This window comes from Limnothrix sp. HT2024, assembly GCF_059138625.1.
This window is the reverse complement of sequence record NZ_CM181121.1, coordinates 3,375,732-3,402,727: the sequence shown is the minus strand read 5'-3', so window position 1 is coordinate 3,402,727 and position 26,996 is coordinate 3,375,732. Positions and strand designations below refer to the sequence as shown.

16 protein-coding genes are annotated in these 26,996 nt (G+C 57.7%); 9 read left to right on the top strand and 7 right to left on the bottom strand.

Features of this window, described 5'->3' with window-relative positions; translation table 11 throughout:
- Nucleotides 1–85 precede the first annotated feature (85 nt).
- Nucleotides 86–3,400, bottom strand: coding sequence for a phosphorylase b kinase regulatory subunit alpha/beta (locus tag AC2IAX_RS13785; RefSeq protein WP_494387989.1), 3,315 nt, complete (start codon nucleotides 3,398–3,400; stop codon nucleotides 86–88).
- A gap of 1,213 nt (nucleotides 3,401–4,613) precedes the next feature.
- Here AC2IAX_RS13785 and AC2IAX_RS13780 point away from each other — a divergent pair.
- The 6 genes from AC2IAX_RS13780 (at nucleotide 4,614) to AC2IAX_RS13755 (ending at nucleotide 13,779) form a co-directional block, all read left to right on the top strand.
- Entirely contained in the window at nucleotides 4,614–9,155 is a 4,542-nt protein-coding gene (locus AC2IAX_RS13780) for a response regulator (RefSeq protein ID WP_494387988.1), read from the top strand.
- A gap of 169 nt (nucleotides 9,156–9,324) precedes the next feature.
- Complete coding sequence (locus AC2IAX_RS13775; RefSeq protein WP_494387987.1) at nucleotides 9,325–10,113, top strand: RNA polymerase sigma factor SigF; 789 nt, start codon at nucleotides 9,325–9,327, stop codon at nucleotides 10,111–10,113.
- 319 nt (nucleotides 10,114–10,432) lie between these two features.
- Nucleotides 10,433–11,278 (top strand): hypothetical protein, encoded by an 846-nt coding sequence (locus AC2IAX_RS13770; protein ID WP_494387986.1) that lies wholly within the window; start codon nucleotides 10,433–10,435, stop codon nucleotides 11,276–11,278.
- Between the two features lie 368 nt (nucleotides 11,279–11,646).
- Nucleotides 11,647–12,180: a hypothetical protein gene (locus AC2IAX_RS13765; protein WP_494387985.1), complete on the top strand. Its 534-nt coding sequence runs from the start codon at nucleotides 11,647–11,649 to the stop codon at nucleotides 12,178–12,180.
- A gap of 405 nt (nucleotides 12,181–12,585) precedes the next feature.
- Nucleotides 12,586–12,801 carry a photosystem I reaction center subunit IV gene (locus tag AC2IAX_RS13760; RefSeq protein WP_099535372.1) on the top strand — a complete coding sequence of 72 codons (216 nt, stop codon included), beginning with the start codon at nucleotides 12,586–12,588 and terminating at the stop codon, nucleotides 12,799–12,801.
- Between the two features lie 111 nt (nucleotides 12,802–12,912).
- A complete protein-coding gene (locus tag AC2IAX_RS13755; protein ID WP_494390393.1) occupies nucleotides 12,913–13,779 on the top strand; it encodes a DNA-formamidopyrimidine glycosylase in 867 nt (288 codons plus the stop codon).
- 28 nt (nucleotides 13,780–13,807) lie between these two features.
- On the opposite strand, the gene AC2IAX_RS13750 is transcribed toward AC2IAX_RS13755, so the two are convergent.
- The 3 genes from AC2IAX_RS13750 to lepB all read right to left on the bottom strand — a co-directional run bounded on the left by AC2IAX_RS13750 (nucleotide 13,808) and on the right by lepB (nucleotide 19,525).
- The gene (locus AC2IAX_RS13750; RefSeq protein ID WP_494387984.1) at nucleotides 13,808–16,678 is read right to left on the bottom strand and encodes a CapA family protein; all 2,871 of its coding nucleotides are present in this window, start codon (nucleotides 16,676–16,678) and stop codon (nucleotides 13,808–13,810) included.
- 653 nt (nucleotides 16,679–17,331) lie between these two features.
- Nucleotides 17,332–18,576: a phosphopantothenoylcysteine decarboxylase domain-containing protein gene (locus AC2IAX_RS13745; RefSeq protein ID WP_494387983.1), complete on the bottom strand. Its 1,245-nt coding sequence runs from the start codon at nucleotides 18,574–18,576 to the stop codon at nucleotides 17,332–17,334.
- Between the two features lie 352 nt (nucleotides 18,577–18,928).
- Complete coding sequence (lepB, locus tag AC2IAX_RS13740) at nucleotides 18,929–19,525, bottom strand: signal peptidase I (protein WP_494387982.1); 597 nt, start codon at nucleotides 19,523–19,525, stop codon at nucleotides 18,929–18,931.
- Nucleotides 19,526–19,914: 389 nt separating this feature from the next.
- On the opposite strand from lepB, the gene AC2IAX_RS13735 reads away from it, so the two are divergent.
- Nucleotides 19,915–21,054 (top strand): DegT/DnrJ/EryC1/StrS family aminotransferase, encoded by a 1,140-nt coding sequence (locus AC2IAX_RS13735; protein ID WP_494390392.1) that lies wholly within the window; start codon nucleotides 19,915–19,917, stop codon nucleotides 21,052–21,054.
- On the opposite strand, the gene hemB is transcribed toward AC2IAX_RS13735, so the two are convergent.
- Nucleotides 21,051–22,208, bottom strand: coding sequence for a porphobilinogen synthase (hemB, locus tag AC2IAX_RS13730; RefSeq protein WP_494387981.1), 1,158 nt, complete (start codon nucleotides 22,206–22,208; stop codon nucleotides 21,051–21,053). The genes AC2IAX_RS13735 and hemB overlap by 4 nt on opposite strands.
- A gap of 410 nt (nucleotides 22,209–22,618) precedes the next feature.
- Here hemB and folE point away from each other — a divergent pair, with 410 nt between their 5' ends.
- Entirely contained in the window at nucleotides 22,619–23,254 is a 636-nt protein-coding gene (gene folE / locus AC2IAX_RS13725) for a GTP cyclohydrolase I FolE (RefSeq protein ID WP_190354324.1), read from the top strand.
- A gap of 560 nt (nucleotides 23,255–23,814) precedes the next feature.
- Here folE and AC2IAX_RS13720 read toward each other — a convergent pair.
- Together AC2IAX_RS13720 and AC2IAX_RS13715 are read right to left on the bottom strand one after the other, a co-directional pair.
- Nucleotides 23,815–24,027 carry a chlorophyll a/b-binding protein gene (locus AC2IAX_RS13720; RefSeq protein WP_099535357.1) on the bottom strand — a complete coding sequence of 71 codons (213 nt, stop codon included), beginning with the start codon at nucleotides 24,025–24,027 and terminating at the stop codon, nucleotides 23,815–23,817.
- Between the two features lie 46 nt (nucleotides 24,028–24,073).
- Nucleotides 24,074–24,328 (bottom strand): hypothetical protein, encoded by a 255-nt coding sequence (locus AC2IAX_RS13715; protein ID WP_494387980.1) that lies wholly within the window; start codon nucleotides 24,326–24,328, stop codon nucleotides 24,074–24,076.
- Between the two features lie 11 nt (nucleotides 24,329–24,339).
- On the opposite strand from AC2IAX_RS13715, the gene AC2IAX_RS13710 reads away from it, so the two are divergent.
- A complete protein-coding gene (locus AC2IAX_RS13710; RefSeq protein WP_494387979.1) occupies nucleotides 24,340–26,397 on the top strand; it encodes an NAD(P)H-quinone oxidoreductase subunit 5 in 2,058 nt (685 codons plus the stop codon).
- The last annotated feature ends 599 nt before the right edge of the window (nucleotides 26,398–26,996 follow it).

Here is a 26,996-nt window from a genome sequence, read left to right as displayed (position 1 = left end):
GTAAGGGCCGATTGCAGCCGGGGCGATCGGGTTGGGCGATCGCCCTCAGGATGGATGGTTGAAGCGGACGGGCGGGACTAAGCCATTACCCCACCGGCTCCAGGGACTCATCGATCGCCTGTTCAGCGCGATCGCGGGCCGACTGTTCCGCCATTGCGATCAGGAACTGGAAGGCCTTCACCATGAAGGTGGCGCAATTGTAGGGCGACGTTTCATAGAACTGTTGCCAGGCCTGACCCTTGCGCTCGTTGTAAATGGGTTCATCCTCGGGATGGCGATCGAGCCAGGCCAACCGCACCGCATGGCCCACCAACACATCCAACACCAGGTAATCATCAATTTGCAACTCAGGGTTGCGATCGGTCAGGGCCGCCAACTCCGCCAACGCTTCCATGCAAACCTGTCGGTAAAGCGGCGCACCAATCTTGTTCAGCAGGTGTTCCACTTGCAGGGCGAAGTTTTTTTCACCGGGGGTCATTTCCGCCAACACCAAGGCACTGTCGAGCCGATTGCGGCGTTCCAGCTTGTCCCCAATCACCAGGCCCTTGCAATGGCCCAACAGGTTCCAAACCTGGGGATAAAAATCCTTGGGCACGCGATTTAACGCGCCGTCCAGTTCCCGCTGGCGGGCCCAACTCCCGGCGGGGGGCAGACCCTCTTCCCGCTGTGGCACAATCGTCCACTCGATCGCCCGGCCCGTGGCCCGCAGATGCAACGATTCCTGCTGTTGCAAGGCCAAAGTTGCGCCCTGATAGCCTTCCAGCACGTGGCGCAAGCGCAATTGCACCTCGTAGGGACTGAGTTCCATCAGTTGCTCGTAGGCCTCATCGGGCGTGACGAGCATTTCGCGACCCAATTCGCTCACCAACAGCAGCAGAAAATAGCTGGTGCGAAGGGTCAAAAAGCCTTTGAACAGGGCGGGGTTGGACTTAATCAAAACGCCCAAGGCCACCAAAATTTCCTGGCTCAAGACCCGATCGCGGATGTCTTCTCCGCAAAATTCGTCAATCTTGGCCATGATCTCGTCGTGGGGCATGGGGCGATCGATCAAGGATCCCTCGCTGTAGGCCCGGCCGACGGCAATAAACTTTTGCCGCACCAGCAAATCGGTCACCGCGTCCGAAAGGTTAATGTCTGCCTTGTTCAACAGGCCCGCCGCCCGCCGCACAATTGCCCAATAGGGCCGACAGCGAGCAATTCCGTCAGATTCCACAACGCTGTAGCCCTGAAGGGCCCGGTTATAGATTTCTTCCACCAGCAGGTTGAGGGGCACGGCGCGATCGTCCCCGGCAAAGCCCGTCTCAAAATCCGGGCCCACCAGTCGCCACAGATCTTGAATTAGCTCAATTTGTTCATAGAGATTCACCGTAGCCCGCAGCCGGGTGAGCAAGCTCTTGGGATTGGTTTCCGACTCCAGTTGAAATTCCTGGCGACTGCTGAGGGGTTTGGTGTCCGCCGCCGAAAAGGCCAGATATTGGGACAGGGGCAAGGGCCCACCACTGGTCGCAGATTGCTCGAACTCGTAGCCGTGGAGAAAGTCAATCCGCTCGCTCCCGGCGGTGAGCACAAAGGATTGCAGTCGTCCCAGGCGGATCGGCACATTGTTGCATTTGCCAGATTTGAAATCCGCAATCAGGGAGAGCAGGGGCGATCGGGTGTCGAGGTCGGCTTCTGTGGATCCCAACATTTCCCGGGTCAGCAACAGGGTCATGGTGGGTCGCCCCAACTGTCGCCACTGGCGGGCAATGTAAGCCAGTTCGCTGCGAATTTGGGAGGTCAAAAACTCCGGATCTGCCCCCGAATAGAACTGCTCTTGATCTAAAAAGGAGGGCAGAAACACCATGGTTTTGCCGCAAATCGAGAAAATTCGCGACGTGGTGAGGGTGCGCAGCCGCCGCAGGGGCCGCCCCGTGAGGCCCAGGGCTTCGTTGCGGCCGATTTGGGCATAGGCCGCCGAGAGATCCCGCGCGGGCCGCACCTCGATCGGGGCCACTTGATCCGGCGTTTGGGTTTCAATTCCGTAGATTGCCAGTTGATGTTGCAGGGCCGCATCTTCCGCCAACAACACCATTTGCACCAACGGTTCCCGCACGGCTCCCGGGCGCGATCGCCGGCCGAGGGGATCCAAATCCGCCACATCGATCAATTCTTCCAACACCAACTGACCCAGCAGCCACAGGGATTGGGCCCAAACCAGGGGTACGTTGTCGTTGGGCAAGCGGGTTTGGGAACCGGGGTTGGCCTGTTCGGCGGCGATCGCCTCCTCCGGTACGTAATAGACCTCCGGCAACAGGGCGAATCCCTCCCGCTCCACGGCCACCCCTTGCAATCGCTGGTGATAGTCCAAGGCCCTGTCCCGATCGCCCCGAAACAGGGCATCCAACATCAAATAGGTCCAAAACAGCGGCCACTCGCACTCAATATGCTCAAAGCGCTTGAGTTCATAGGGTTCGTAATGCAGACGGCTGGTGTCTTCCAGAACGGTTTGGTGACCATCCCGCAGGAACCGCTTGCAGCCGTAGCGCCCCTCCAGTTTTTCGACAATTTGCCGCCGCGTGCGATCGACCAAATTCGCATCATCCACCGCGAACGCCGGGAAGCCAATGATGCTCAACAGGGCCCCATCCACCTCCTTAGAAGCCGACTCGCGCGGCAACAGGGATTCCAGCGTGGCCCGCGATCGGGCAATTTCATCCTCCAGCACATGCAGCACGGATAATTGCGATCCCCTTGCCCCAAACAGATCAAACCCATTCAGCGCTTCCAACGCCGCCTTCGCCATCCCGATCGAGCTGGCGTTTAGCTCCGGGTTGCCGTGATTAATCTTGTTGCCCCGTTCCCAAATGCCGTAATCGGCCGTGCGGTAGGCACGCCCGATGTAATAGACCAGATTTTGGACAAAATTCACCTCGTCGGTGGTGTAAATCACCTCCAAACCCGAAGCCGTCATTTGCGCCAAGATCAACAAAAATACCGAAGTGGCATCAATTTGTAGATGGCCCCAGCCGTCATCGGCCACCACCGTGTTACCCGTGCTCGTGTCGTACTTGGCATGGAGCGCATCTAACGGATCTTGGGTGTGCTTAAAGCGCTCCACCTTGTGGGCTTGCCGCATCATCGATGACAACAGCCCCCGCATCAGCTTCACCACGCTCTGCTGAATTTCGTAGCCGCGTCCCGCTTCGAGTCCCGCCTTGCGATAGGCCAGCGCCAGCCCCCAGGCTGCCAAGATGCTGTAGACGTTATCGCGCACCCAAGCATCGGTGTAGTCCCCATGGATATTAACGGCGGTGCTGGCAGGCATCAGGCCGCTGATGGGGTGTTGGCGGTTCAAAATGACCTGGGAAATCAGCCGATCGAAATACTCCAGGCGATCGCGACGGGACTGAGAGGCGGTCATAGGCTACGGCAGGGACTTAAAGACACTATAGACGGTTTATTTTCCTGGATCGCGGCAACGCTGAAGCCTTTATAAAAGCCTTGGTTAATGCTCTAGGTTCAGGCTTCTGGATTCCGGCCTCTGGATTCAGGCTTCTAAACTCAGGCTTCGTCGTTGGTGAATGAATTGCCCATGATTCGGTGGCCTGACCCTTGAGGGAGACCCAGGAGCCACAAGCTGTGCCGGGGCGATCGGGAACATCCGCCCAAGGAGTGGGGGCAGTTGTGATCGGAATCTCCCTGGCTAGCCAGGCGATCGCCGTAAAATTGGCTCAAGGGGATTGCAACGGTTGTCAATTTCTTGTCAGCCCTTGGTCAGCAATTTGCAGCCACCAACGGTCAGCCGCTCTTAGCCCTGCCTCCAACAGCCCCCCAAAACGGGCCCAAGCTTCCCCATCCAGCGCGTTAAATTTCGGCTAATGAATGGGCCTTGCGTGTTCACGAAGTTCGAGAGGGGGGAATTGAGGTCTAACTCGAAATTCTACGGAGTCTTGCTCTGGGAACCGTTAGAATCGATTTCTAGATCTCAATGATGGGTCTCACCCCCCATGGCGATTGATCGGGGGAGTCCGCGCCGGGGACAACGGGGAGCCTATTCAACTTCAATGGGATGGGGGCTGGTTGAAAGTGATGCAACAAAACCGTTTGGGAGGCAAATCGGTTCGGAGAATTCGGCAAAATCGGGGTCGAATAGAGCGATCATTGCTGTTGGGGGCCGCTGAGTCCACAATCCCGCAAGAGTCTACGGCTGGGTTCAGCCTTGGGGTTGGATGTCTGATGTTGGGGGTCACAGCGCAAGTTGATGCAAGGCTGCAACAATCTACGCGGCTCTCTATGCGACTCTGTGCGAATCGATTGAGGCATTATCCCGACCATTGCCTCGCTGCTGTGGCAATTGAGGAGTAGCAACGCAAACACCTGCCTGAGTAATTCTTGTTGGACGAGTGAATGGTTAGTAATTGCTCGCGACTAGGGCAATTTGAAGCTAGGGGTTTCACCCCTCCTATGCTTGAGTTAGAACCCTACGGAATGACACTAGGGTTAAGTTGGGCGTGGGAGTGCGCTCCGAACCATTGTCGCGAATTGATTGGTCGCCAATTAAGTCTCCAATTGATCGATCGCGAATTTATTCAGGTGCATTTGCCGTTGCTGTTGCAAATCGTTGTGCAGTCGCCATGGCAGCTTCCAAGTCAGGTTCGACCGAAACCACCGGCCGAGACCCAGGGGTCTCCAGCCGATCGGGGGCAGTGGATCGATCAACCCTGTGGTCAACCATGGGTCAGGTCAGGTCAGCGATGTTGGCCCGAATCTATTGGCCAAGGGCTGATGTGGTGGAACTATCAGGGGGCCAGGAGGGTGATCGCGTGAACTTACGCCGAAAAACCTTGGCGATTGTGGGGATGGCGGCGGTGGTGTCGATCGTGACGCTCTGCATTGCGCTGTCGGTGTTGGTCTCTGGGGACTTTCGGGCCCTGGAGGTGCAATATGCGCGCCAAGATGCTCAACGGGCCATGGATGCCCTCTCGGCGGATTTTGACAGTCTGGCGGTGGCGGCTCAGGAATATGCAGAGTGGGACGATACCTATGAATTCATCGAAACGCGCAACCCTGCCTATATCCAATCCAATCTGATCGATCGCACGTTTACGGCTTTGCGGCTGAATGCGATCGCGATTGTGAATCGCCAGAAGCAAGTGCTTTACAGCCAAGGATTTGATGCGACGCGGGGGCGGTTGCAACCGGCCGATCGATCCCTGTTGAACTATTTGGCTGGGCCGGGCCAAACGACGCTTTTACAACAGGATCAGCCCGATCGCGTAATTTCGGGGTTGGTGTCCCTGCCGGAAGGGGTGTTGATGGTGGCGGCCCGCCCGATCGTCACCAGCCAAGGAGCCGGCCCCATTCGCGGCGCGTTGGTGGTGGGCCGCTGGTTGGATCAAGTGGAAATCGATCGCCTGGCGGAGGGGGTAGAATTACAGCTTTCTCTGCGGCCGGCGGTCAGCCTAGAGCAATTTCAGGCTGCGGACTCTGGAACCCTCGGCCAGCCCATGACCCTGGAGGTGAGCCGGCCCGGTTTGGCCCGCAGCCCAATCTCCATCACGGCCCTGGAATCCCTGGATCTGCTGCGGGCGGAAATTCTGCTGCGGAACCTGGAAGGGGAACCGGCCCTGATTTTGGAAGTGACCCTGCCTCGGGAAATTTATCACCGCAGCCAACGGGCGATCCGCTATCTGGGAGCCGCCACGGTGTTTTGTGGGGTGCTCTTTGGGGGCGTGGCCCTGCTGTCGATCGAGAAATTGGTGCTTGCCCGGTTAACTCGCCTCAGCACTGCGGTGGCCACCATTGGCCAGAGCGGCAACCTGGCCACTCGCTTAGAAATGCCTGGCAGTGACGAGCTGGGTCTTCTATCCAACAATATCGATGAGATGCTGGAGGCGCTCGATCGATTCCAACGGGAGCGATCGAGTGTCGAAGAGCGCTACCGGATCATGGCGGAGAACTCCACCGACTTGATCTCCCGGCAAACGGCCGACAATGTTTATATCTATGCCTCCCCCGCCTGCATGGCCCTGTTGGGCTATCACCCGGAAGAAATGGTGGGGCAACAACGTTGGGACTTTATCCATCCGGCCGATCGCGCTCGCCTCATCGAAGAAGACCAGCACGCCCGCGATCGCAAAGCCACCTACACCACCCAATATCGAATTCGTCGCCACGATGGGTTCTACATCTGGTTTGAAACCACCAGCCGCGCCATCTACGACTCCCACAGCGGCGAATTTCAGGGCACGTTGTCCGTTTCGCGGGACATCACCCCCCGCAAACAGGTGGAGCAAGATCTGCGCGACAGCGAAAGTTCCATTCGTCGCCTCTATCAAATTGCTGCCGCTCGCCAACTGACCTTTGACGATCGATTGCAACGGTTGCTGCAAATGGGTTGCGAGCAATTTGGCTTGGAACTGGGGCTGCTGGTGGAAATTGACGATCGATTTGCCACCCTCCCGGATCCAGACCCTGCGGACTACAACGGTGGCATGGCCGCCGTGGGCGATCTGCAATGTCGCGTGGTGGGCATCTTTCACACGGGCGATCGCGCCCAAATGCCCAGCACCTGGGACTGGCAAGCGGGCGATCGGTTCCCCCTGCGCAACACCATCTTTCAGATTGCCGTTGCCCGCGAAGAGCCACTGTATTTCGAGTCCAAATCCCTGGCCCAGCTTGGCCCCACCGCCGTCGATGCGGCCCTGGAAATCGAAGCCTACCTCGGCACGCCAATCACCGTCGGCCGTCGGGGCTACGGCACCCTCTGTTTTTGGAGCAATCAAACCCGCAACCAGCCCTTCAAAGCCGTTGATATTGGTCTGTTGGAGCTGATGGGGCAATGGATCGGCGGCGAACTGGAACGCAAACAGGCCGCCGACGATCTGGCCCGGGCCCGCGACCAAGCCTTAGAGGCCACCCGGGCCAAGAGCGAATTTTTGGCCACCATGAGCCACGAAATCCGCACCCCCATGAACGCCGTCATCGGCATGACCGGGTTGCTGTTGGACACGGAACTAACCAGTCAGCAGCGGGACTTTGTGGAAACCGTTCGCAGTAGCGGCGATGCCCTGCTGGCGATCATTAACGACATCCTGGACTTCTCCAAGATCGAATCCGGCAAGCTGGATTTGGAATCGCAGCCCTTCGATTTGCGCAGTTGTATTGAAGAGTCCCTGGATTTATTAGCCGCCAAGGCCAGCGACAAGGGCTTGGATTTAGCCTACTGGATGGGATCAGCCGTCCCTAACCTAATCGTGGGGGACATTACCCGCCTGCGCCAAATTTTTGTGAACTTGGTGGGCAATGCGGTCAAGTTCACGGCCCGTGGGGAAGTGGTGATTCAGGTCGAGGCCAAGCCCCACACCACCAGCGACGAATCAAATGCCTTGCTGCAAAGCGACAGCACCCTTCCCCCAACCCGTTCCCACGACTACAACGCACCGCTGTACGACATTCACTTTGCGGTGCGGGATACGGGCATTGGCATTCCGAGCGATCGCATGAACCGCCTGTTCAAATCCTTCAGCCAGGTGGATTCTTCCACCACTCGCCAATACGGCGGCACAGGGCTGGGGCTAGCGATCAGCAAGCGGCTCTCGGAAATGATGGGCGGGCGGATGTGGGTAGAAAGCGAACTGGGCAAAGGTTCCGTTTTTCACTTCACGATCGTGGCGGCGGCGGCTCCCTATGCGTCCCTGGTGGATTTCTATGAAGTCCAGCCCTATCTGCAAGGGAAGCGGGTGTTGATTGTGGATGACAACGCTACCCATCGGGATATTTTGGTGCGGCAGGTGGAGGCCTGGGGCACGGTGACCCACAGCACCGCTTCACCCCAGGAAGCGATCACCTGGATGATGCAAGGACAATCCTTTGATTTGGCGCTGCTGGATTTGCAAATGCCGCAGATGGACGGCTTGCAGTTGGCCCAGCGGTTGCAGGATTTGGCATTGCCCAAAACAACGCCATTGCGGATGATTGCCATGGCTCCAATGGGCTATCAGGAGCGCAGTGCCTCGCCGGTTTTTGCGACAGTGGTGAACAAACCCATCAAGCAATCTCAGCTCTACAACGCGATCGTGACGGTGTTGGGCGGGCGCACGGCGGAAACGGTGGCCGCGCGATCGGTCACGGCCGATGTGGATCCCCACATGGCCGAGTTCCACCCGCTGCGGATTCTGTTGGCGGAAGACCATGCGGTGAACCAAAAGGTGGCGTTGCAGATTTTGCAGCGCATGGGGTATCGGGCTGATGTGGCGGGTAATGGGATTGAGGTGCTGGAGGCTCTGCGCCGTCAACCCTATGACGTGGTGTTGATGGATATGCAGATGCCGGAGATGGACGGGCTGGAAGCCACGGAGCGAATCCGACAGGAATGGGTGACAGAGCAGGGGCCCTACATCATTGCCATGACCGCTAACGCGATGCAGGGCGATCGGGAGGCTTGTATTCGAGCAGGGATGGATGATTACATCAGCAAGCCGATCCGGATTCAGAAGCTGGCGGAGGCTTTGGGGCGCTGTCCCTCTCGGGGGTTTGTCCAAGGGGGAACCGGCGAAACTGCGCCGGAACCGCCAACCTTGTCCGATTCGGTGTTGCCTGCGGTGGCGGAGAACGGTGCGGGAGCCGTGGCGATCGCCTTGCCGCAATTGGTGACGGCCCTTGTGAGCGCCGACTCGGAAGCGGTTGTGACCGAGGCGGTGACCCATACCAGCCCTGGGGAGCGGAACGGAGTCGGGCCGGACGTTGATCGAGCGGGTGACCGAACGGCCTCGGAACCAGCCGGGCCGCCGTTGCCTCCGGGGTGGACAGCCCATCAGGAACCCATTTTGGATGAGCAAATCCTGAGCAGCCTGCGGGAGGTGGAGGTGCTAGATGAGGCGATCGAACTCTACTTGCGCGATTCTCCAATGCTGTTGGAAAAGGTGCGATCGGCCCTGAGCAATGGCAACACAGCCCACCTGAAAGATGCGGCCCATTCCCTCAAGTCCACCAGCGGAACCATGGGGGCCCTGTTGGTCTATCAAACCAGCCAGCACATTGAAACTGCCGCCAAACAGGGAGACTTGGCCCTCGCGCAGCGATGGTTACCCGCTGTGGAACAAGAACACCAACGGGCGGTGAATCAGCTCAAAAGTTTGGGGTTGGTGTTCCAGTCTTTGGAAGCGGAGGCTTGAAGCGACTGGGGCCGAAGTCTGATGGATCGGTGATCCCAGGCAGAGTAGCGAGAAACCCACAATGCAGTTTTGCTGTGCTACGAATCACAGCGATCGGGTAGTAATGGCCATACACTAGGAAACAGGGTGTCAGACCCCCTAAAGTCAACGCACTACCCTGCTAGTAACCATGGCTGCTCGTCCTGCTTGTATTGCGCCCAACGATCTGCGCGCCCGCAGTTTGGAGTTGCTGAATGCCTATCGGGCCTGTCCCTCAACGGAACTGCGCAATCGCTTGGTTGAGCTGAACTTTGGCCTGGTGAAGAAAGAAGCGGCCCACTGGGTTGCCCAATGCCAGGAAAGCTACGAAGATCTGCTCCAAATTGGCAGCATTGGCCTCATTCGGGCGATCGAGCGGTTTGATGCTAGCAAGGGCAACGCCTTTAGCTCCTTCGCCCTTCCCTACATTCGGGGCGAAATTCAGCATTACCTCCGCGATCGCAGTAGTTCAATTCGGATTCCTCGCCGCTGGTTGGAACTCCAGCAGCAATCGGCCGCCATCACCCGCAACTTGCGGGAATCCCTGGGCCGTCAGCCCAATGATTGGGAAATTGCGGAGGCCCTCGGGATTGAGCTGAGCGAGTGGCAGCATGTGGAGCTGGCTCGTCAAAATCGATCGCCCCTCAGCCTGGATGCGCCGGTACGCAGCGACGAAGAGGAACCGTCATCCTTGGGGGACACGCTCCCCGATCGTAAATATCGCAGCTTCCAACTGGCCGAAGAAGACCGCCTGCGTTTGAACCAAGCCTTGGTCAAACTAGAAGAGCGCACCCGCCAGATTCTGGAATTTGTTTTCCTCCATGACTTGACCCAAAAAGAAGTGGCCGATCGGATGGGAATCAGCGCTGTGACCGTTTCCCGTCGGGTGCGCAAGGGTCTCGAGTCCTTGAAGGACATGATGGAACCCGTTGACGATTAGTTAATGATTAACCATTGATGATTAAGCGTTGATGATTCAGCGTTGATGACTAAACCTTGACCACTCAGCGGTTCAGGTTGAACCTTTGGGTAATCACATAGCCCCGTTCTGATCGCTTAGGAGTTGATCTCCTCAAGCTCCAGAGGCCAGTTCTCAGCCCGATTGAAGTCGCTTCCGAGGCAGCATTGCCAAACCCGAAGCCAATCGGAGATCAGGGCCCAGAAAACGAGACGATCGCCTAGCCATTGGTTACAATGCTGGGCAGCTCAGTCCCTTGGACTCAACCATCCCGCGGACTCAACCATCGGAGAATTCACCTATGCCCAGCCTGGTACGGTTTGGGGCAGCCGTAGCCCTGCTGGTGGCAGCCACCAGTTGTGGTGGCCCCACAGACACTGCAACCACTGACGAGGCCAGCCCAACTGCGTCCCCCGCCAGCGGTACGGATGCGCCCGCCGCCACCGTGCCCAAGGCTGACTTCAAATCGCCCATGGTTGCCGGTCGCCCCAAGACGGCCGTACCCACCATCCAGCGGTTTATTCAGCCCACCAACATCGACGCAAGGGCCAAGCAAACCCAAACCGAAATTCAGCAAAATAGCAAAAACAGTCGGCGCGATCCCTTTGCGATTCCGCTGCAAGTGCAGCCCCTGGCCAAGTTGCCGGATGGCAGCCCTGTGGGACCCAGCGTGACCCAATCCCCCCGACCGATCGCCATTCCATCCCCCACTTGGCAAGAGCCGGAAACCGATGTGGAAGGCCGCGATTTCCGAGGCTATCCCCCGCCAACGCTGGTTGATCCGCCCAAGCCGCGGCCGGCGGTGCGTCGTCCCACGCCTGCTCGCTCTCCGGTGGCCGCGCGGCCGCAAGTGCCGCCTGTGACGGTTCCCAGCCAGCCGCCCGCGCCCCCTTCGCCCACGGATGCCCTCAGTTTGCGGGTGACCGGTGTGGTGCAAGTGGGCGATCGATTCCAGATCATTGTGCAAATTCCCGGTGAGAACTCCGAGCGCTACGTGAATGTGGGCGATCGAATTGCCAATGGCCAGGTTTTGGTGAAGCGGGTGGAACTGAGCAAGACTCTGGATCCGGTGGTGATTTTTGAGCAATATGGCCAAGAAGTGGCGAAAAATGTGGGTGACAGTGCCCAACCGATCGCCATGCGTTAGGGATTGCTTCAGCAAAATCGTTCAAGCAATTGCCGAACCCGATTTGCTCAGCCAAAGTTCCCGAACCCGATTTGCTCAGCCAGAATTACCCGGACAGAATTGCCCAACCAGAATTATTCAGCCAAAATTGCTTAACCAAGTTTGCTGAACCAAATTTGCCTGACGGTCTGTTATCAAATTTCTAAAACCCTGATGTTGTCGTTTGGGTGACTGGTGGCTGCTGATGGTTTTGGGTATCCGCAGTTCCCGACTCTTCATGGTTAAAGGCTGTGGAGAGAGTCCTCGGGTGCTTAAGGTTAAGAGCGGTTCAGCGATGGTTGAGCCACGCATCCGAGCGAGGAAGAAGTGAACCAGAAAGGAGTGAGGACATGGCTGGTTTAACGCGAACAACGTGGATTCGGGCCGTTTTGGCCACAACTTGCATGGCGGCCACTACAGCGGTGGTCATGGTCGGTAACTCGTTACCGAGCAACGCCCAGCAAAGTTGGCCGCCGGGTTTTTATCGGCGAATGAGCGATTCCACTATCCGTTGGGTTGCGGGTGATGGTCGCATGTGCCGCGTGATGAATCGCGATCAGTTGACGGCTTTTGGGGGCGATGGTGTGGTGCGAGTGGTGGGCGATCGCTCCACATTCGATCGGGGCCGGACGGATACGGGGATTTGCCCCTGGCCCGATGGCATCTATCGCGAAAGCAACTGGCGTAATATTTGGCAGCTTCTCTACACCGTGGGCAGCCGCCGGTATTACTGCAACATCACCACTCAGCAACACCTCCAGGCTTACAACTTGGTCGATGAGCAAACAAACCCTGTGATTTTGACGGTTCCCAATCGATCGCGCCTGGGCTTCAAGCGGGAATGGGCGGGGGACTGTGTTTGGCCCAACATCGGCGACAACTAATCAACGAGATTGATGATAACGATCCGCTTCAGGGTTCTATGCCAATGACTCGATCGACGGACTGATCGGCTGTCCTTGGTTTAGCGAGTAATAAAACTTAAAACCTCACCCCTTTAGTCGCTGGCTAGGCGATAGTAGCCTAGAGAGCAGCCACTTCACCCTGAATGGGACTGGCCTTCTGGGCTGTCCTTCCGATGTGGATGCGATTGTCACGGGCAGTCAGTCCGAGACTCAACATCGACGCGCCGATCGGGTTTCTCCAGATTTCTGGGGGCGATCAATGTAGCGTCAACCCATGGACGAATTAAACAGTTTCGACTGTTTAATTTAGGGCCGAAATTCCTGAGTCTTAGACCTGGGGATTGGGTCAAAAGAGAGAAAAATAAACCAAAGGAAGATAAACCTATGGCGGTTCAACGCGGTGCTAAGGTGCGGGTTCTGCGCCCCGAGTCGTACTGGTATCGGGATGTGGGCACGGTTGCTTCGATCGACCAAAGCGGCATCAAATACTCGGTAATTGTCCGTTTTGATAAGGTCAATTACTCGAACATTAACACCAACAACTTCGCGCCCGAAGAGCTGGAAGTGGTGGAAGCACCGAAGGCTGCTGCGAAAAAATAGGCGAATCATCGCTGCGATCGCCCGTTGGGGATGGTGGCAGCGTTTCGCAAGCCAAGGCCGTTGGCCTTGGTCTGATTCGTGGGTTGGTTCTTTGCAAGGCCGGGGGATGTTGTGCCAGAGCTGCCAGAGGTAGAAACCGTCCGGCGGGGGTTGGCCACAGCAACTCCCGGCTGGCTGATTGTGGGGGGTGAGGTGCTGCTCGATCGGGCGGTGGCGGCCCCGGAACCCGAGGCGTTTTTAGCGGGCTTGCAGGGCTGTTGCCTGGTGAGTTGGAAACGACGGGGCAAGTATTTGTTGGGCGAGTTGCAGCGAGCGCAACGGCCGGCCGGCTGGTTGGGGGCCCACCTGCGAATGACGGGCCAGTTTTTGTGGGTGGATCCGGCGACTCCGGTGCATCAGCATACGCGGATCCAATTGCGATTGCGATCCAACGCGATCGAGCGAGAATTGCGATTTGTGGATCAGCGCACCTTTGGGCATTTGTGGTGGGTGTCACCCGATCGCCCGATCGAGCAGGTGATTACCGGTTTGGCTAAGTTGGGGCCGGAACCCTTTGACCCGGCTTTTTCGATCGATTATTTTGCGGAGCGGCTGCGAAAACGCCACAAAACCATCAAAGCCACCCTGCTGGATCAAGATCTAGTGGCCGGTTTGGGCAACATCTACGCCGATGAATCCCTTTTTTTGGCGGGAATTTGGCCAGAAACAAGGGCCGCAGACCTGAGCTGGGAACAAGTTGGCAAGCTCCATCGGCAAATTCGGCAAGTGCTGGAAGCCAGCTTGGCGGCGGGCGGCACAACCTTTAGCGATTTTGTGAACTTGGAAGGGGTAAACGGTAACTACGGCGGGGAAGCTTGGGTCTATAACCGCAAAGGGCAACCCTGCCGCGTTTGTGGCACGGCGATCGAGCGGTTGCGGATTGCGGGCCGATCGAGCCATGTTTGCCCTCAATGCCAGCCCCGGTCGCCCCAAGCCTGAACCTGGAGCCATGGGGGCTAATCACTGGCTATGGCTCCAGGATGGCCTGGGCCCGATCGGCCGCTGACTTCACCAACGCAGGCAAGCTGAGGCTGCTGTAGTTGGCAGGCATCGAAGACGGTGCGGCCGTGAACCCGTTGTTCTGCGCGGCTCCCGATTGGGTAGGGGCCGTAAAGGGCAGTTGAGGGCTGGTGGTCGATCGCCCGGTGGCCGGCTCTGGGCTGGTTGCCTCTGGGCCAATTTCAAAGGAAATCGATCGGCGCGGGTTGCTGCCCATGGGGCTAGGTGTTGCTGATGGGCTTTCCGCCCCAGCCGCGCCGGCCGCCACGGAACGGTTGCCAGACCCCAACGCTTCATCCGTGGGGGCTTCCGCATTGCGCACCAGTTCGCTCAGTTCTACGGCAGTCATCAGTTGCGCCAGCCGATCACGTGCCGATTGACCACTGGCTTGAATTCGCTGGCTGATCGCGCTGCCGTCAGAGGGACTGATGGGGTTCGCCTCAACTTGGGAGGGGTTTTGAGGGGCGATCGGGGCACTGGCCACGGCGGGCGAGCTGCTGGGCATCAGAGCCGCTGCGGGGCTGGACAAGGGGGCAACCACGATCGGCAATTGCCCGTTGGCGGTTGCGGCCGATCGGGTAAAGCTCGGCAGTTGGGGTTGGGGGCGATCTCCGGTGGCCGTGAGTGGAGCCGTTGGGGCGATCGTCATTGGGAGGGCACTGGAACCAGGATTACCAAAACCGGGATTGCTTGAGGCAGAATCACCCAAGCCAGAGTTGGGAGCCAGATTGGGAGCCGATCGAGCCGTCAACACCATGGATTGGGTCAGGGGTTGGTCAAACCGGCGGGAAATGTAGGTTAGCTCCTGCAAAATCTCCTTCGCCCGATCGCCCTTAGCCACCCGGGGTTGGTAGTTTTGCACCCGCACCGGCACAAAGTCCACCTTCATTTGGCGATCGCGCAGGGCCACCCTCAACACCGCCGTATCGTAGGTGCTGCGCGAGTGGCCACCAAAAATGAAATTACCCAAGGAATAGACAATCGCCCGATCCTTGTAAACCTCAGCGCCTTGCAGCACATGGGGATGGTGACCCACCACCAAATCCGCCCCCGCATCAATAGCCCGTCGGGCGATCGACCGTTGATAGGGAGCGGGATAGCGTGCTAGTTCTTCGCCCCAGTGGAAATTCACCACCACCCAATCCACCTGATCGCGCACGGCTTGGATATCTGCCGCCAAGGCCTCGTTTTCGCGTGGGTTAGTGCCCGCGCTGGTTTCCGTGGCCGCGTGCCAATGGGCGTTGTAATAGCCAAAGTAGGCAATCCGTTGACCCTTCACCTCCAAAATTTTGGGGCGACGGGCTTCGGTGATGTTTTCTCCGGCCCCGATCGCGTGGATGTCGCTTTGATCCAAGGCTGCCAAGGTGTCCAACAGACCCGGCCGGTTATAGTCCATTGTGTGGTTGTTGGCCAGGGTCACCAGATCAATGCCCCCCGCTTCCAGGGCGGCCACCGATTCCGGCTCGGCGCGGAAATTGAACCGCTTGCCCGATCGCTTACGGTCAGCATCCGTAATTGGGTTTTCCAAATTCACCATGGCCACATCGACCGATCGGGACTCGGGAAACTGGGCCAACGCCGCCGACCAATCCCCGCCTAACCGTCGCTTCACCCGATCACTCAGGGTCACATCCCCCCCAAACATCAACGTCACCGCCGGATCCGTGGGGTTAGCGGGTGGGTGATTCACCACCGGCAGCAGCTCCAAAGCGCCCTGCACCACGGGCGGCCGCACTTGGCGCACCCGATTGGCCACGGGGGCGATCGCCGTGCGCAGGGGCAAGACCTGTTCCGTGGGGTTGCCGCTGCGAGGATTGGCCACGGGTTGCTGGGGGCGCGATCGGGTGGCATCGGGCGACGAACTGGCCAACCACAGGGCCAACACGAAGGGTACGATCGTTGCCCCGCCCAACAACACCGATCGCCAAATGGGTTCCAGGGCCGGATCCGTAGCCCATTGGGTTAGCCCCGCTAGCCCTAACTCCCGCCGACCCGCCGGAGCCGCAATCCGAATCGTTTGTTGCCAGAGGGGATCTGCCTGCCCCGTGACTGTGGCCCGAATTCGCACGCCGCTGACTTGGCCTTGTTCTGAGGCATTGAATTGCCACAGTCGTCGGCAAATGGTTTGGACAATATAGGGTTGACTCAGGGATTCTGAAGCGCTGTCTGAAGGGCTGCCTGAAGCGTTTGAGGTCGCCAGACTTTCCCCATCACTGGAGGTGACTTCGGCGGCCGTTGCTGCCATTGCGGCCTCCGGTGGCAACTGCACCTCCACCACCAAGCAGCGACCATTGAGCCGATCGACCGTTAGCCCAGCCCCCAAGCTTTGCCCCACCGGCTGTAGCCATTGGGAAATAGTGCCCAGATCCATGCCAGCGGGCGACTTCCAGCGATCGCGCGTGGCCGTCGCCAGCGCTGACCAACCATCCCGCGCCACCAACCAGCTATGGGCCAAGCGTTGCATCACCCGCTGCTCGGGCGATCGGGGTAACGCTTGCTGATAATAGGCCGTGGAACTCAGGCCCGGCCGCTGCTCCAACTGCACCGACTGCTGCCACAGCAATTCCGGTTGGCCCACGCGCCGGGCCATGATCCGCACCCCTTCCACCGCCGCCAAATTCAAGCTATGGAGTCGGTGGCAGATGAACCGCACCAACCGATCGCGCTCCGGTTCTTGTTGGCACTCCACCCACACATCAATCTGGCCGCTCATTTGCGCCGAAACCTTGGTGCGGATGCCATGGGGAGCCAGGTAGCGATCGAACCAACTCGCCAACGTGCCCGCATCCCACGTCAACCCGATGCTTCCCGAACCACTAACCCCAGCCGCATAAACCATTGTGTTCTAACTCCTCAACATCACGCGATCGGGCCCTGGGCGATCGGGGAATTGATCAACCGGGGCGATCGCTGGCGATGAACCCACTTAGTTGCCTGAACCGCTTGAATTACTTGGATTACTGGCACTGCTGAAACTGTAAGAATTGCAGGAACTGTTTGCACAGTGCTGCTATCCAGTCGTGATCTAAAAACTTACCCGCATCAAACTTGTTTGGGTAGGTTTGTTTGAGCAGTCTCTCAACCGTATTTCAGCAGGATCGCAATCTCAATCTCAATCGGTTTTAAACGATATGCGCGCAGGTTGCATGTTTTTGGGGCCGTCCCCTGGGGCGATTGCGAGCGCCTATAGCATCGCACCGATCGCTCCAAATCGGCTAACCCGCGCCCGGCCCCACGGCTTTGCGATCAGACAACAATGGTTGATTTTCCATGCCCCAATCGTCGTAACAAGGGGCTTGAGCATCTTGTCTTCCATGGTCTGCTAACGGTGGAATCAGGGTTTCAGGCGATTTGATGACAACGGTTGCTTTTCCACGCCCCAATCGTCGTAACAAGGGGATTAAGCCCCTTATCCTCCATGATCTGCTAACGGTGGAATCAGGGTTTCAGGCAAGGTTTCAGGCAACTTGACAACATGCCCCCAGCCAAAACCTAGAACAAGCTTTCTAGCCAATCCGCAATGCCCATGGCAATTCCCGGCTTGTCTAACATCCGCAGGGGCGATCGATCCCGCGTGACCAAATAGGCCACCTGTTCCCCCCGGGGCCCCGTCTCATTCCCCCGATTGGCCACCACGGCCAAGTGACCCCGCTGGAGCCGATCGTGGGCAATTTGCATCAGGGCTTCGTGAGTCACCCCCTCTTGATATTTGAAGCTGATCAGGCCTAACTGGGGAGCCAACTCGCTCACCAGGTCAATCACCTTTTCCGTGGGTTGCAGTTGGATGGTCTTCCACTGGCCGCCGCTGGGAATTTTGCCCGGGTGAATCTGAACGGGTTGATAGTCCGCCACAGCCGCCGAGAAAATCCCAAACCGATAATCCCGCTCCTGCAACAGGGACAACACCCGATCGCGGTAGTCCTGATAGGTCGGTGTAATGGTGTGGGGGATCCAGTCCGGTGGCGTGGTGGTTCCTGCCCCATGCACTAGATGCACCTGGGAGCCTCGGAGATAAAGTTCTTTGGCAATTTCAATCCCCAATTGCCCCGTGAAGCAGTTGGTAATTCGGCGAATGGCATCCAAGGGAACCGGCGTTGGCCCACCGGTCACGATCATCGGCACACCGCGCAGGGGCGATCGGCTCAGCAGTCGGCAAACATTCACCACAATGGTTTGCAGATCGGGCAAGTTGTTCTTGCCATAGGCGCGGCGGGGTTGAATCATCCGTACCCCAATCGATCGCAGGGCCTGCAACGAATCCGTCAGGAGGGAGTTGTGCATCGTGCCATGCATTGTCGGAGCCACCAAAACCTCCGTGCGGCCTGCCTCCATGCGCCCAATGGCCGAAGCCAGGGTCGCCGTCACTACGCCATCAGCAATCCCCAGCCGCATCTTATTAATCGTGTCGTAGGTGGCGGGAGCCACTAAGTAAGCCGCGAAGGGGTGAGCATCGCTCAGGTGTTCGGCCGCCGCCGTAAGCTTGGTGACAACGGGGTTTGTGGTGCTCCATTCCAGGGCCTCCAACGTGACGTAGCGGCGGGCTTCCTTTGACACAAAGGCCACCACATCCGCTCCTTGGCGACGCAGGGCCCGGGCCACATCAGGCGATCGATAGGCGGCAATGCTGCCACAAACGAGGAGGGCAATGCGCCGGCCGGCCAGATGCATCCCATCCAACAGCACCTCGCGATCCCCCATTTCAGAGGGCGGCGGAGGCGACAAATCCCAATCATCCATAGGGGGATTGATAGGCCTAGAAGAGGGGTCAAAATACCAGGAAAATGAGTCGGCAACGGTCATGGAGCAATCGGGGTCAGGAAGCTACCTGGATGGCTGGAAAGGTTGCCAACGGATGATGAAAAGTCTATTGAAAAATGGCTATTGAGTGGAAAAAGTCTTCAGAAATCGAGTCAATAGGATTGAAACGGCTGCAACAGTTGAATTGACAATTCAAAACGATCAAAAACGATTAAAACGGTTGAATTTAAGTTGCACTTGAGCGAAATCATCTTCAATTCAAGAAAACTTGCACGGAGTCATCTTGGATTTAAGCGGTGGGTTGGGTCGTGCTTCCGGCCAGTGGTTGGGGCTAGCGGCTGGCGAGACCGAACCGATCGAGCGGCCAAAACCGCCACCAGGCCCGCCCGATCGCGTTCTCGATCGGCAAAAAGCCCCACACATGGGAGTCATTGCTATTGTTGCGGTTATCACCCATGACAAACAACATTTGTGCAGGAACGGTGACGGGCGTTAGCTCATAGGTGGGTGGTTCCAGGGTGTAAGGCTCCGTGAGGGGTTGGTCATCCACATAAACCTGGCCGTTTTTGACGGCGATGGTTTGGCCCGGAAACCCAATCACCCGCTTAATAAACGCTTGATCGCGGGGGTAGCCAAGGGCTTGCAGTTGGGGCGGCGGCGCAAAAACCACAATGTCGCCCCGTTGCAGGGGCCGAAACCAGTGGGAAATTTTTTCCACCACTAGCCGATCGCCCACGGCCAAAGTGGGGTACATCGACTCAGAGGGAATGACGCGCGGTTCTGCCACAAAGGTGCGAATCAACAGGGCCAGCACCAGGGCAATGCCGATAATTTGCACGCTTTCCCGCCACCGCTGCCAACCGGATGGGCGATCGGGCAAGGGGCTGGGCTTGGGGCAATCGGCTGAATTTTGACTCAGTGGGGCCATGAACAACGTTCTCCAAAAGTTCTGTTGATTAACCCCCAACAGCATGGGTGGAAAAGAGGAATGGGAACAATGGGCCTATGTGGCTTTTGGGGTTCCGGACGGTGTTTCCTGCACTGGGTTAAAAATGCTGGCAAATTGAAGATCAAGGGCCAGCAATGCCCAGAAACCAGCGCAAGGGACACTGAACGCATGGTACAGGAGCAATTCACACCTGGTGCATTCTCACCGGCAGTTTATTAATTCAACGCTGTCGATTCATCATGTTCGGGCAGCCCCCCAAGTCAAGGGACTGAACGATCTTCCCGCTACTTTTTGGATTGAGCAATTAACTTATGACCGATGTTTCGCTGACGGATGACCGAACTGATGGCCGCACGGTGGCCGCGCCGATTACGCCAATGGCAATGCCGATTCCCCTGGTGGATTTGTCGATTCAGCACGAGAGCTTGCGGGCCGAACTCGATCGCGCCATTGCCAGCACGCTCGATCGGGGCGATTTTGTGCTCGGCCAGGCCTTGGCCACCTTTGAGGCGGCTTTTGCGGCGGCCTGTGGAGTCGAACATTGTGTCGGCGTGGGCACGGGAACCGATGCGTTGGCCCTGGGGCTAACGGCCTGTGGTGTGGGGCCGGGAGATCAGGTAATTGTGCCAGCCAACACGTTCATTGCCACGGTGCTGGGGGTGTTGCGATCGGGGGCCCAACCGGTGCTGGTGGATTGCGATCCGGACACGGCGCTGATCGATTTGGCGGCGGCGGAACGGGCGATCGGCCCCAAAACCAAGGCCCTGATTCCGGTTCACCTCTATGGGCAAATGGTGGATCCTGCGGCCCTGCTGGCCTTGGCCGATCGCACCGGGCTTTTGATTTTTGAGGACGCGGCCCAGGCCCACTTGGCGCAGCGAGGCGGCCGGTTGGCCGGTTCCTTGGGGCGAGCGGCGGCCTTTAGTTTCTATCCGGGCAAAAATTTGGGGTCGATCGGGGATGGGGGAGCCGTGGTTACCAACGATTCGGCCGTGGCGGCGAAGGTGCGGATGTTGCGCAATTACGGCGCACCGCGCAAATACTTCCATGAAGAACTGGGCATGAATTCGCGGCTCGACACCTTGCAGGCGGCGGTGTTGTCCGTGAAGTTGCCCCACTTGCCCCGCTGGAATCGAGACCGGGCCCAGTTGGCGGCGGCCTACGATGCACGGTTGGCGGCCCTGGCCGATCGGGGCATTGTCCCGATCGCCAACCAATCGGGGCCGGGCCATGTGTATCACCTCTACGTGGTGCGGGTGCGGCCCACCTGTCGGCTCGATCGCGATCAACTACTGGCGGCCCTGCAACAGCAACAGATCTTTGCGGGCATTCACTACCCCATTCCCTGTCATCTGCAACCGGCCTTGCAATCCTTGGGCTACGGAGTTGGATCCTTCCCGGTGACGGAACAGTTAGCCAACGAAATTCTCTCGTTGCCCCTGTTCCCGGGTCTGACCCTGGAGCAGCTCGATCGGGTTGTGGGGGCGATCGAGCTAGCCACCCGCTAGGGCCGCTCCCTTAACCAGCGGGCCGCATCCACCGCGTGATAGGTCAAAATCCAATCGGCCCCGGCCCGCTTCATGCCCAACAGGGTTTCCAGCACGATCGCCCGTTCATCAATCCACCCCTGTTCGGCGGCAGCCTTCACCATGGCGTATTCCCCAGACACGTTGTAGGCCGCCACCGGCAGTTGGGTTTGGGCCTTCAGTTGCCAAATGATGTCCAAATAGGCCAAAGCCGGTTTCACCATCAACACATCCGCCCCTTCTGCCAAATCCAACAGCGCCTCCTTGAGGGCTTCCCGTCGATTGGCCGGATCCATTTGGTAGGTTTTCTTATCCCCAAACTGCGGGGCCGAATCCAGGGCATCTCGAAAGGGGCCGTAATAGGCCGAGGCATATTTGGCGCTATAGGCCAGGATGCCCGTTTGCCAAAATCCAGCCGCATCCAAGGCTTGGCGAATGGCCCCCACTCGGCCGTCCATCATGTCGGACGGAGCCACAAAATCCGCCCCTGCTTCAGCTTGTGCCAACGCCTGTTGGGTCAAGACCGCTACGGTTTCATCATTCAAAATCCGTCCCGCCTCATCCACAATTCCATCGTGGCCGTGGGTCGTGTAGGGATCGAGGGCCACATCGGTGAAGACCAATAGATCGGGAAAGGCGGCTTTGATGGCTTTGACGGCCCGGGGCACAAGGCCGTTGGGGTTGTGGCTTTCGGAGCCGATCGCGTCCTTTTGGGCGGGCGGAATCACGGGAAACAGGGCGATCGCCCCAATGCCCACCCCTTGCACCATCTGCAACTTTTCCAACAACCGATCGAGCGATCGCCGATCGCAACCGGGCATTGAAGGAATTGGCTCCACCAGCCCCGTTCCTTCCATCACAAACACCGGATAGATCAAGTCTTGGGCCGTCAACACCGTTTCCGCCACCATTCGCCGCAGGGTGGCCGATCGGCGCAATCGGCGTGGCCGCGCGATCAACTCCGCTGTTGGTTCCAGCGTGGATTCCGGGGCGATCGGGTCTGTGGTGTGGGTGGCTGTGTTTGAGTCCGATCGCGCTGTGGATAGCCCTGTTAATTGCCCCGCCGTAGCTGGCTCCAGTTCCATGGGAGCGTTGGCTGTCGCATCGGTGGTTGGCGAAATGGGGGTGACGGTCATTAAAACACTCCGATTTTCAAAAGCCGTTTTCAAAAGCCAGTGCGATCCAGATGGCGCGATCACGCGTTGGCGCGATCACGCGTTGGCGCGATCACGCGTTGGCGCGATCGATGGGTAAGCCTCGCGCGTCAACCGGCATCAGCGATCTGCATCGATCTGCATCAGTGATTTGATGCTAAAGCGATCGCATGAGAATGATTATCATTATAATTTCTAGAGGGAAATTCAAGCCAGTTGCTCCAAATAACTGGTCTGATGCCAACCCCAGTCATGGAGCCAACGCTGGTTTCTAGGGCTGAATGGGTTGCGCCGCCCAAACTCTGAATCTCTTCAACCTGCACGCTCACCTACCCGATCGGGCTGGGTGGGCGTTTCCCAATCCACTCCAATTCACCGCGATCTCAATCCCTATGACCCTTTCGATCGAGTCACCTCGGCCCAACCTGATCACCACGGCGGCCAAACCCCCCGTCAGCCAGGCCGAGATGGAGCAAGCTGTGCGGACGCTGTTAATTGGATTGGGGGAAGATCCCGATCGCGAAGGCCTGCGCGACACCCCCAAGCGAGTGGTCAAAGCCTTGCAGTTTCTGACTTCGGGCTATCGACAATCCCTCGATGAACTGCTCAATGGTGCTGTTTTTCACGAAAACGCCAATGAGATGGTCTTGGTGCGCGATATTGACCTGTTTAGCTCCTGCGAACACCACATCCTGCCGATTATTGGCCGGGCCCACGTGGCCTACATTCCCGATGGCCGAGTGATTGGCCTGTCTAAAATCGCTCGGATTTGCGAAATGTATGCCCGACGGCTCCAAGTGCAAGAGCGGTTGACGGCCCAAATTGCCGATGCGATTCAAGGGTTGCTAATGCCCCAAGGGGTGGCCGTGGTGGTGGAAGCAACCCACATGTGCATGGTGATGCGTGGGGTGCAAAAGCCAGGATCCTGGACTGTGACCAGCGCAGTGCGTGGAGTTTTTGCGGAAGATCCGAAAACCCGCCAGGAGTTCATGGATTTGGTGATGCACCAACGAGGATTCCGCGCCTAGATCTCTAGGCTTTAGATTTCTAGGCCTGGGTCTCTAGGCTGAGAGGATGTCTGAAAAGCCAAAATTGCTACTCTGTACGCCCCAGTGATCGACTTAGACAAGATGCTCAAGCCCCTTGTCTCCCCGACTATTGGTGCTTGCCCGTGCCAAAGAATACTTTTTAAACATCCTCTGAGGTCTCTAGGCTAAAGATCTAGAAGTCTCTTGCTGGCGACGACATTTGGGGGGCTGCTGGCCCCCTGCCAGCCAATCTGGTCTTTTGAGGGGGCTGATTTCGCTGGGTTAGGCAACCCCAATCAATCGCCACCAGCGCCGTAACCAGCAAGGAATCGATCGGAAAAGGGATAAATCCAATGAAGAATTCAAAAATCGAAAATAGAGCAACAAAAATAGAGTAGTAAAAAATAAAAAAGGACTGCCTAGGCAGCCCTGGATGATTCCTTAGGTGATGGATTCTTTAGAGATCGAAGGGAAACTTAATGTTGATTGACCAAAAGAAGACTTTCTGAGAACGGATTCCTTGAAAAATGAGAATCCGTGGGTCTCGGGTGGCGGGTCAATTACAGGTTGGTGAGCCAAGTCACAACGCCATGGCCGGTGACTAATTCCACAGCCAGGGCAGACAGGAAGCCAATCATCGCCAGGCGACCGTTCAGTTGTTCGGCGTATTGGGTGAAGCCCACACGCTGCACGTCGTCTACATAGACCTTGGGTTCAACAGCAAAGTTGTTCAGACGACCCAGTTCTTCCGTGGTGTAGCCGCGTTGCGTCATGGTGATTGCTCTTGTTTGGGATGTTGTAAACAATTGTAACTCCTTTTTAAGAAATGTAAAGAGGTTTGTAACTTGTTTTTAACTCGGGGGCTGCCCGATCGCCCCGTGATCCCAAACACCAACGCAAAACTGCCCGATCGCCCTTGGCCACCCGTGCCACAATAGTCACTGGTTTTGCCGGATCGTGACGATTACTCTGGGGCCGTTTGTTGGCTGCATCCGTCACTGGCTGCATTCCCCGCCACCAGCCCCAGCCCGATCGCCCGGCTAAACAACTTTTGAACGTCCTGTCTTGTAACACAGGCTTGTGCGATGGAACCGCTTTACGAGTATGCGTGGCTCGTGCCGGTCTTGCCGTTGCTTGGTGCAGCGCTGGTCGGCCTGGGTCTGATTTCTTTTAACCAATTCACCAACAAGCTGCGGCAAATTAACGCGATCGTCATCCTCACCACGATCGGTGGGGCCATGACCATGGCCTTTGCCCTGTTTTGGAGCCAACTCAACGGCCACGAAGCCTTCGCCCGCAGCATTGAATGGGCGGCCGCCGGAGACTTCCACATCACGATGGGCTACACGATCGACCACCTGAGCGCCCTGATGTTGGTGATTGTCACCACCGTGGCGTTCTTGGTGATGATCTACACCGACGGCTACATGGCCCATGATCCGAGCTACGTGCGGTTCTATGCCTACCTCAGCCTGTTCAGCTCATCGATGCTGGGCCTGGTGATCAGCCCCAACCTGGTTCAGATCTATGTGTTCTGGGAACTGGTGGGGATGTGCTCCTATTTGCTGATCGGCTTTTGGTTCGAGCGCAAACCCGCTGCTGAAGCCTGCCAAAAGGCCTTCGTGACCAACCGGGTCGGCGACTTTGGCCTATTGCTGGGGCTGTTGGCGCTCTACTGGTGTACTGGCAGCTTTGACTTCACCGTGATGGGCGATCGCCTGCAAGAGCTGGTCTCTTCCGGTTCCCTGAGCGCGGGCGTGGCTAGCCTGTTTTGCATCCTCGTATTCCTCGGCCCCGTCGCCAAGTCTGCCCAATTCCCCTTGCATGTCTGGCTGCCGGACGCAATGGAAGGCCCCACGCCGATTTCGGCCCTGATCCACGCGGCAACGATGGTGGCGGCGGGCGTGTTCCTGATTGCCCGGATGATTCCGGTGTTTGAAGGGCTGCCCGACGTGATGAACATCATTGCCTGGACGGGTGGCTTCACGGCCCTGCTGGGCGCTTCGATCGCCATCACCCAAAACGACATCAAAAAAGGCCTCGCCTACTCCACCATGTCCCAGTTGGGCTACATGGTGATGGCCATGGGCGTGGGCGCATCCAGTGCCGGCATGTTCCACCTGATGACCCACGCCTACTTCAAGGCGATGCTGTTCCTCGGTTCCGGTTCCGTGATCCACGGGATGGAAGCGGTGGTGGGCCACAACGCCGTGTTGGCGCAGGATATGCGCTTGATGGGCGGCTTACGGAAATATATGCCGATCACGGCGGGCACGTTCTTTATTGGAACGCTGGCCATTTGCGGGATTCCGCCCTTTGCCGGGTTCTGGTCGAAGGATGAAATTTTGGGTCTGACCTTTGAGGCCAACCCGGCCCTCTGGGCGATCGCCTGGGTGACGGCTGGTGTAACCGCGTTCTACATGTTCCGGATGTACTTCAACACCTTTGAAGGCGAATTCCGGGGCAACGACAAGGACATCCAATCGCAACTGCTGGCGGCGGCCGCTGTGCCCGTGCCCGTGGAAACCGTGCCCAACTTCGGCCCCGGCGCGATGGATCCCAAGGAACTGAGCCACGACCACGACGATCACCACGCCCACGAGCCGCATGAGTCGCCCACCACGATGGTGTTGCCCTTGGTGGTGTTGGCCATTCCGTCGATGCTGATTGGGTTGCTGGGTGTGCCCTGGAACAACCTGTTTGAGCATTTCCTGGAGTCGCCCCACGCCGCCGAGCAGGCGGAGCACGCCTTTAACCTCACCGAATTTTTGGTGATGGGCGGTAACTCCGTGGGCATCGCGCTGATCGGGATTACCTTGGCTTCCTTGATGTATTTCAAGAAGTCGATCGACCCCGCCGCGATCGCCCAAAAGATTCCCTTCTTCTACCAACTGTCGCTGAACAAGTGGTACTTCGATGAAATCTACGATCGGCTGTTTGTCCAAGGCAGCCGTCGCCTGGCCCGCCAGGTGATGGAAGTGGACTTCCGGATCGTCGATGGTGCGGTGAACCTGACCGGTTTTGTAACCCTGATTTCCGGCGAAGGTCTGAAGTACTTCGAGAACGGTCGCGCCCAGTTCTACGCGCTGATCGTGTTCGCGGCGGTCTTGGGCTTCGTGGTGCTGTCGGGCATCACGGGCTAGTAATCTTTTGCTTTGTGGTGCTCTCGGGCATCACCCGTTAATAACTGAATTGACGGTTGAACGACCTGTTGAATTGCCGGTCAATTCATCACCCCCTGAACTGGTTCGGTTCAGGGGGTTTTTGTTGAGCGATCCAAACCCTTGAACTCAGCCTGACAAAAATTCCCGTGTCCCCACGTAGAGCTAGGGAATTTTCCCCAAACCCATGACAGCCAACAAAGCTTGATTGTTGAACTGTTAGTGGCCAATGGTGAAGTATTTGGGGGGGTAGGGCTGACGACACTCTACCGATAGTGAATCTGAATTTGCTAGACTCGGGATACGTTCATACTTAAGTGTTATTAAGTGCCTTTTTTTACACCAACTTGCTTTCGCTAGTGCTTACCTCTTGATTGCCATCACAAACCTTCGCGACTGATGAGCCAGAATTGGCAAAACTCGGCAGGAATTGGCGCTGGCCAATGCGAATCCCTGCTGAATCAATGTTGATCAAGTTGCTCAACTGTAATCATCAAGCAGCTATCAAGCAGCTATCACTAGGCCTGATGGCTGCGATCTCAATGAGTAAAGGTTCCGGGCTAATGCGGCAGGTTGGTAAT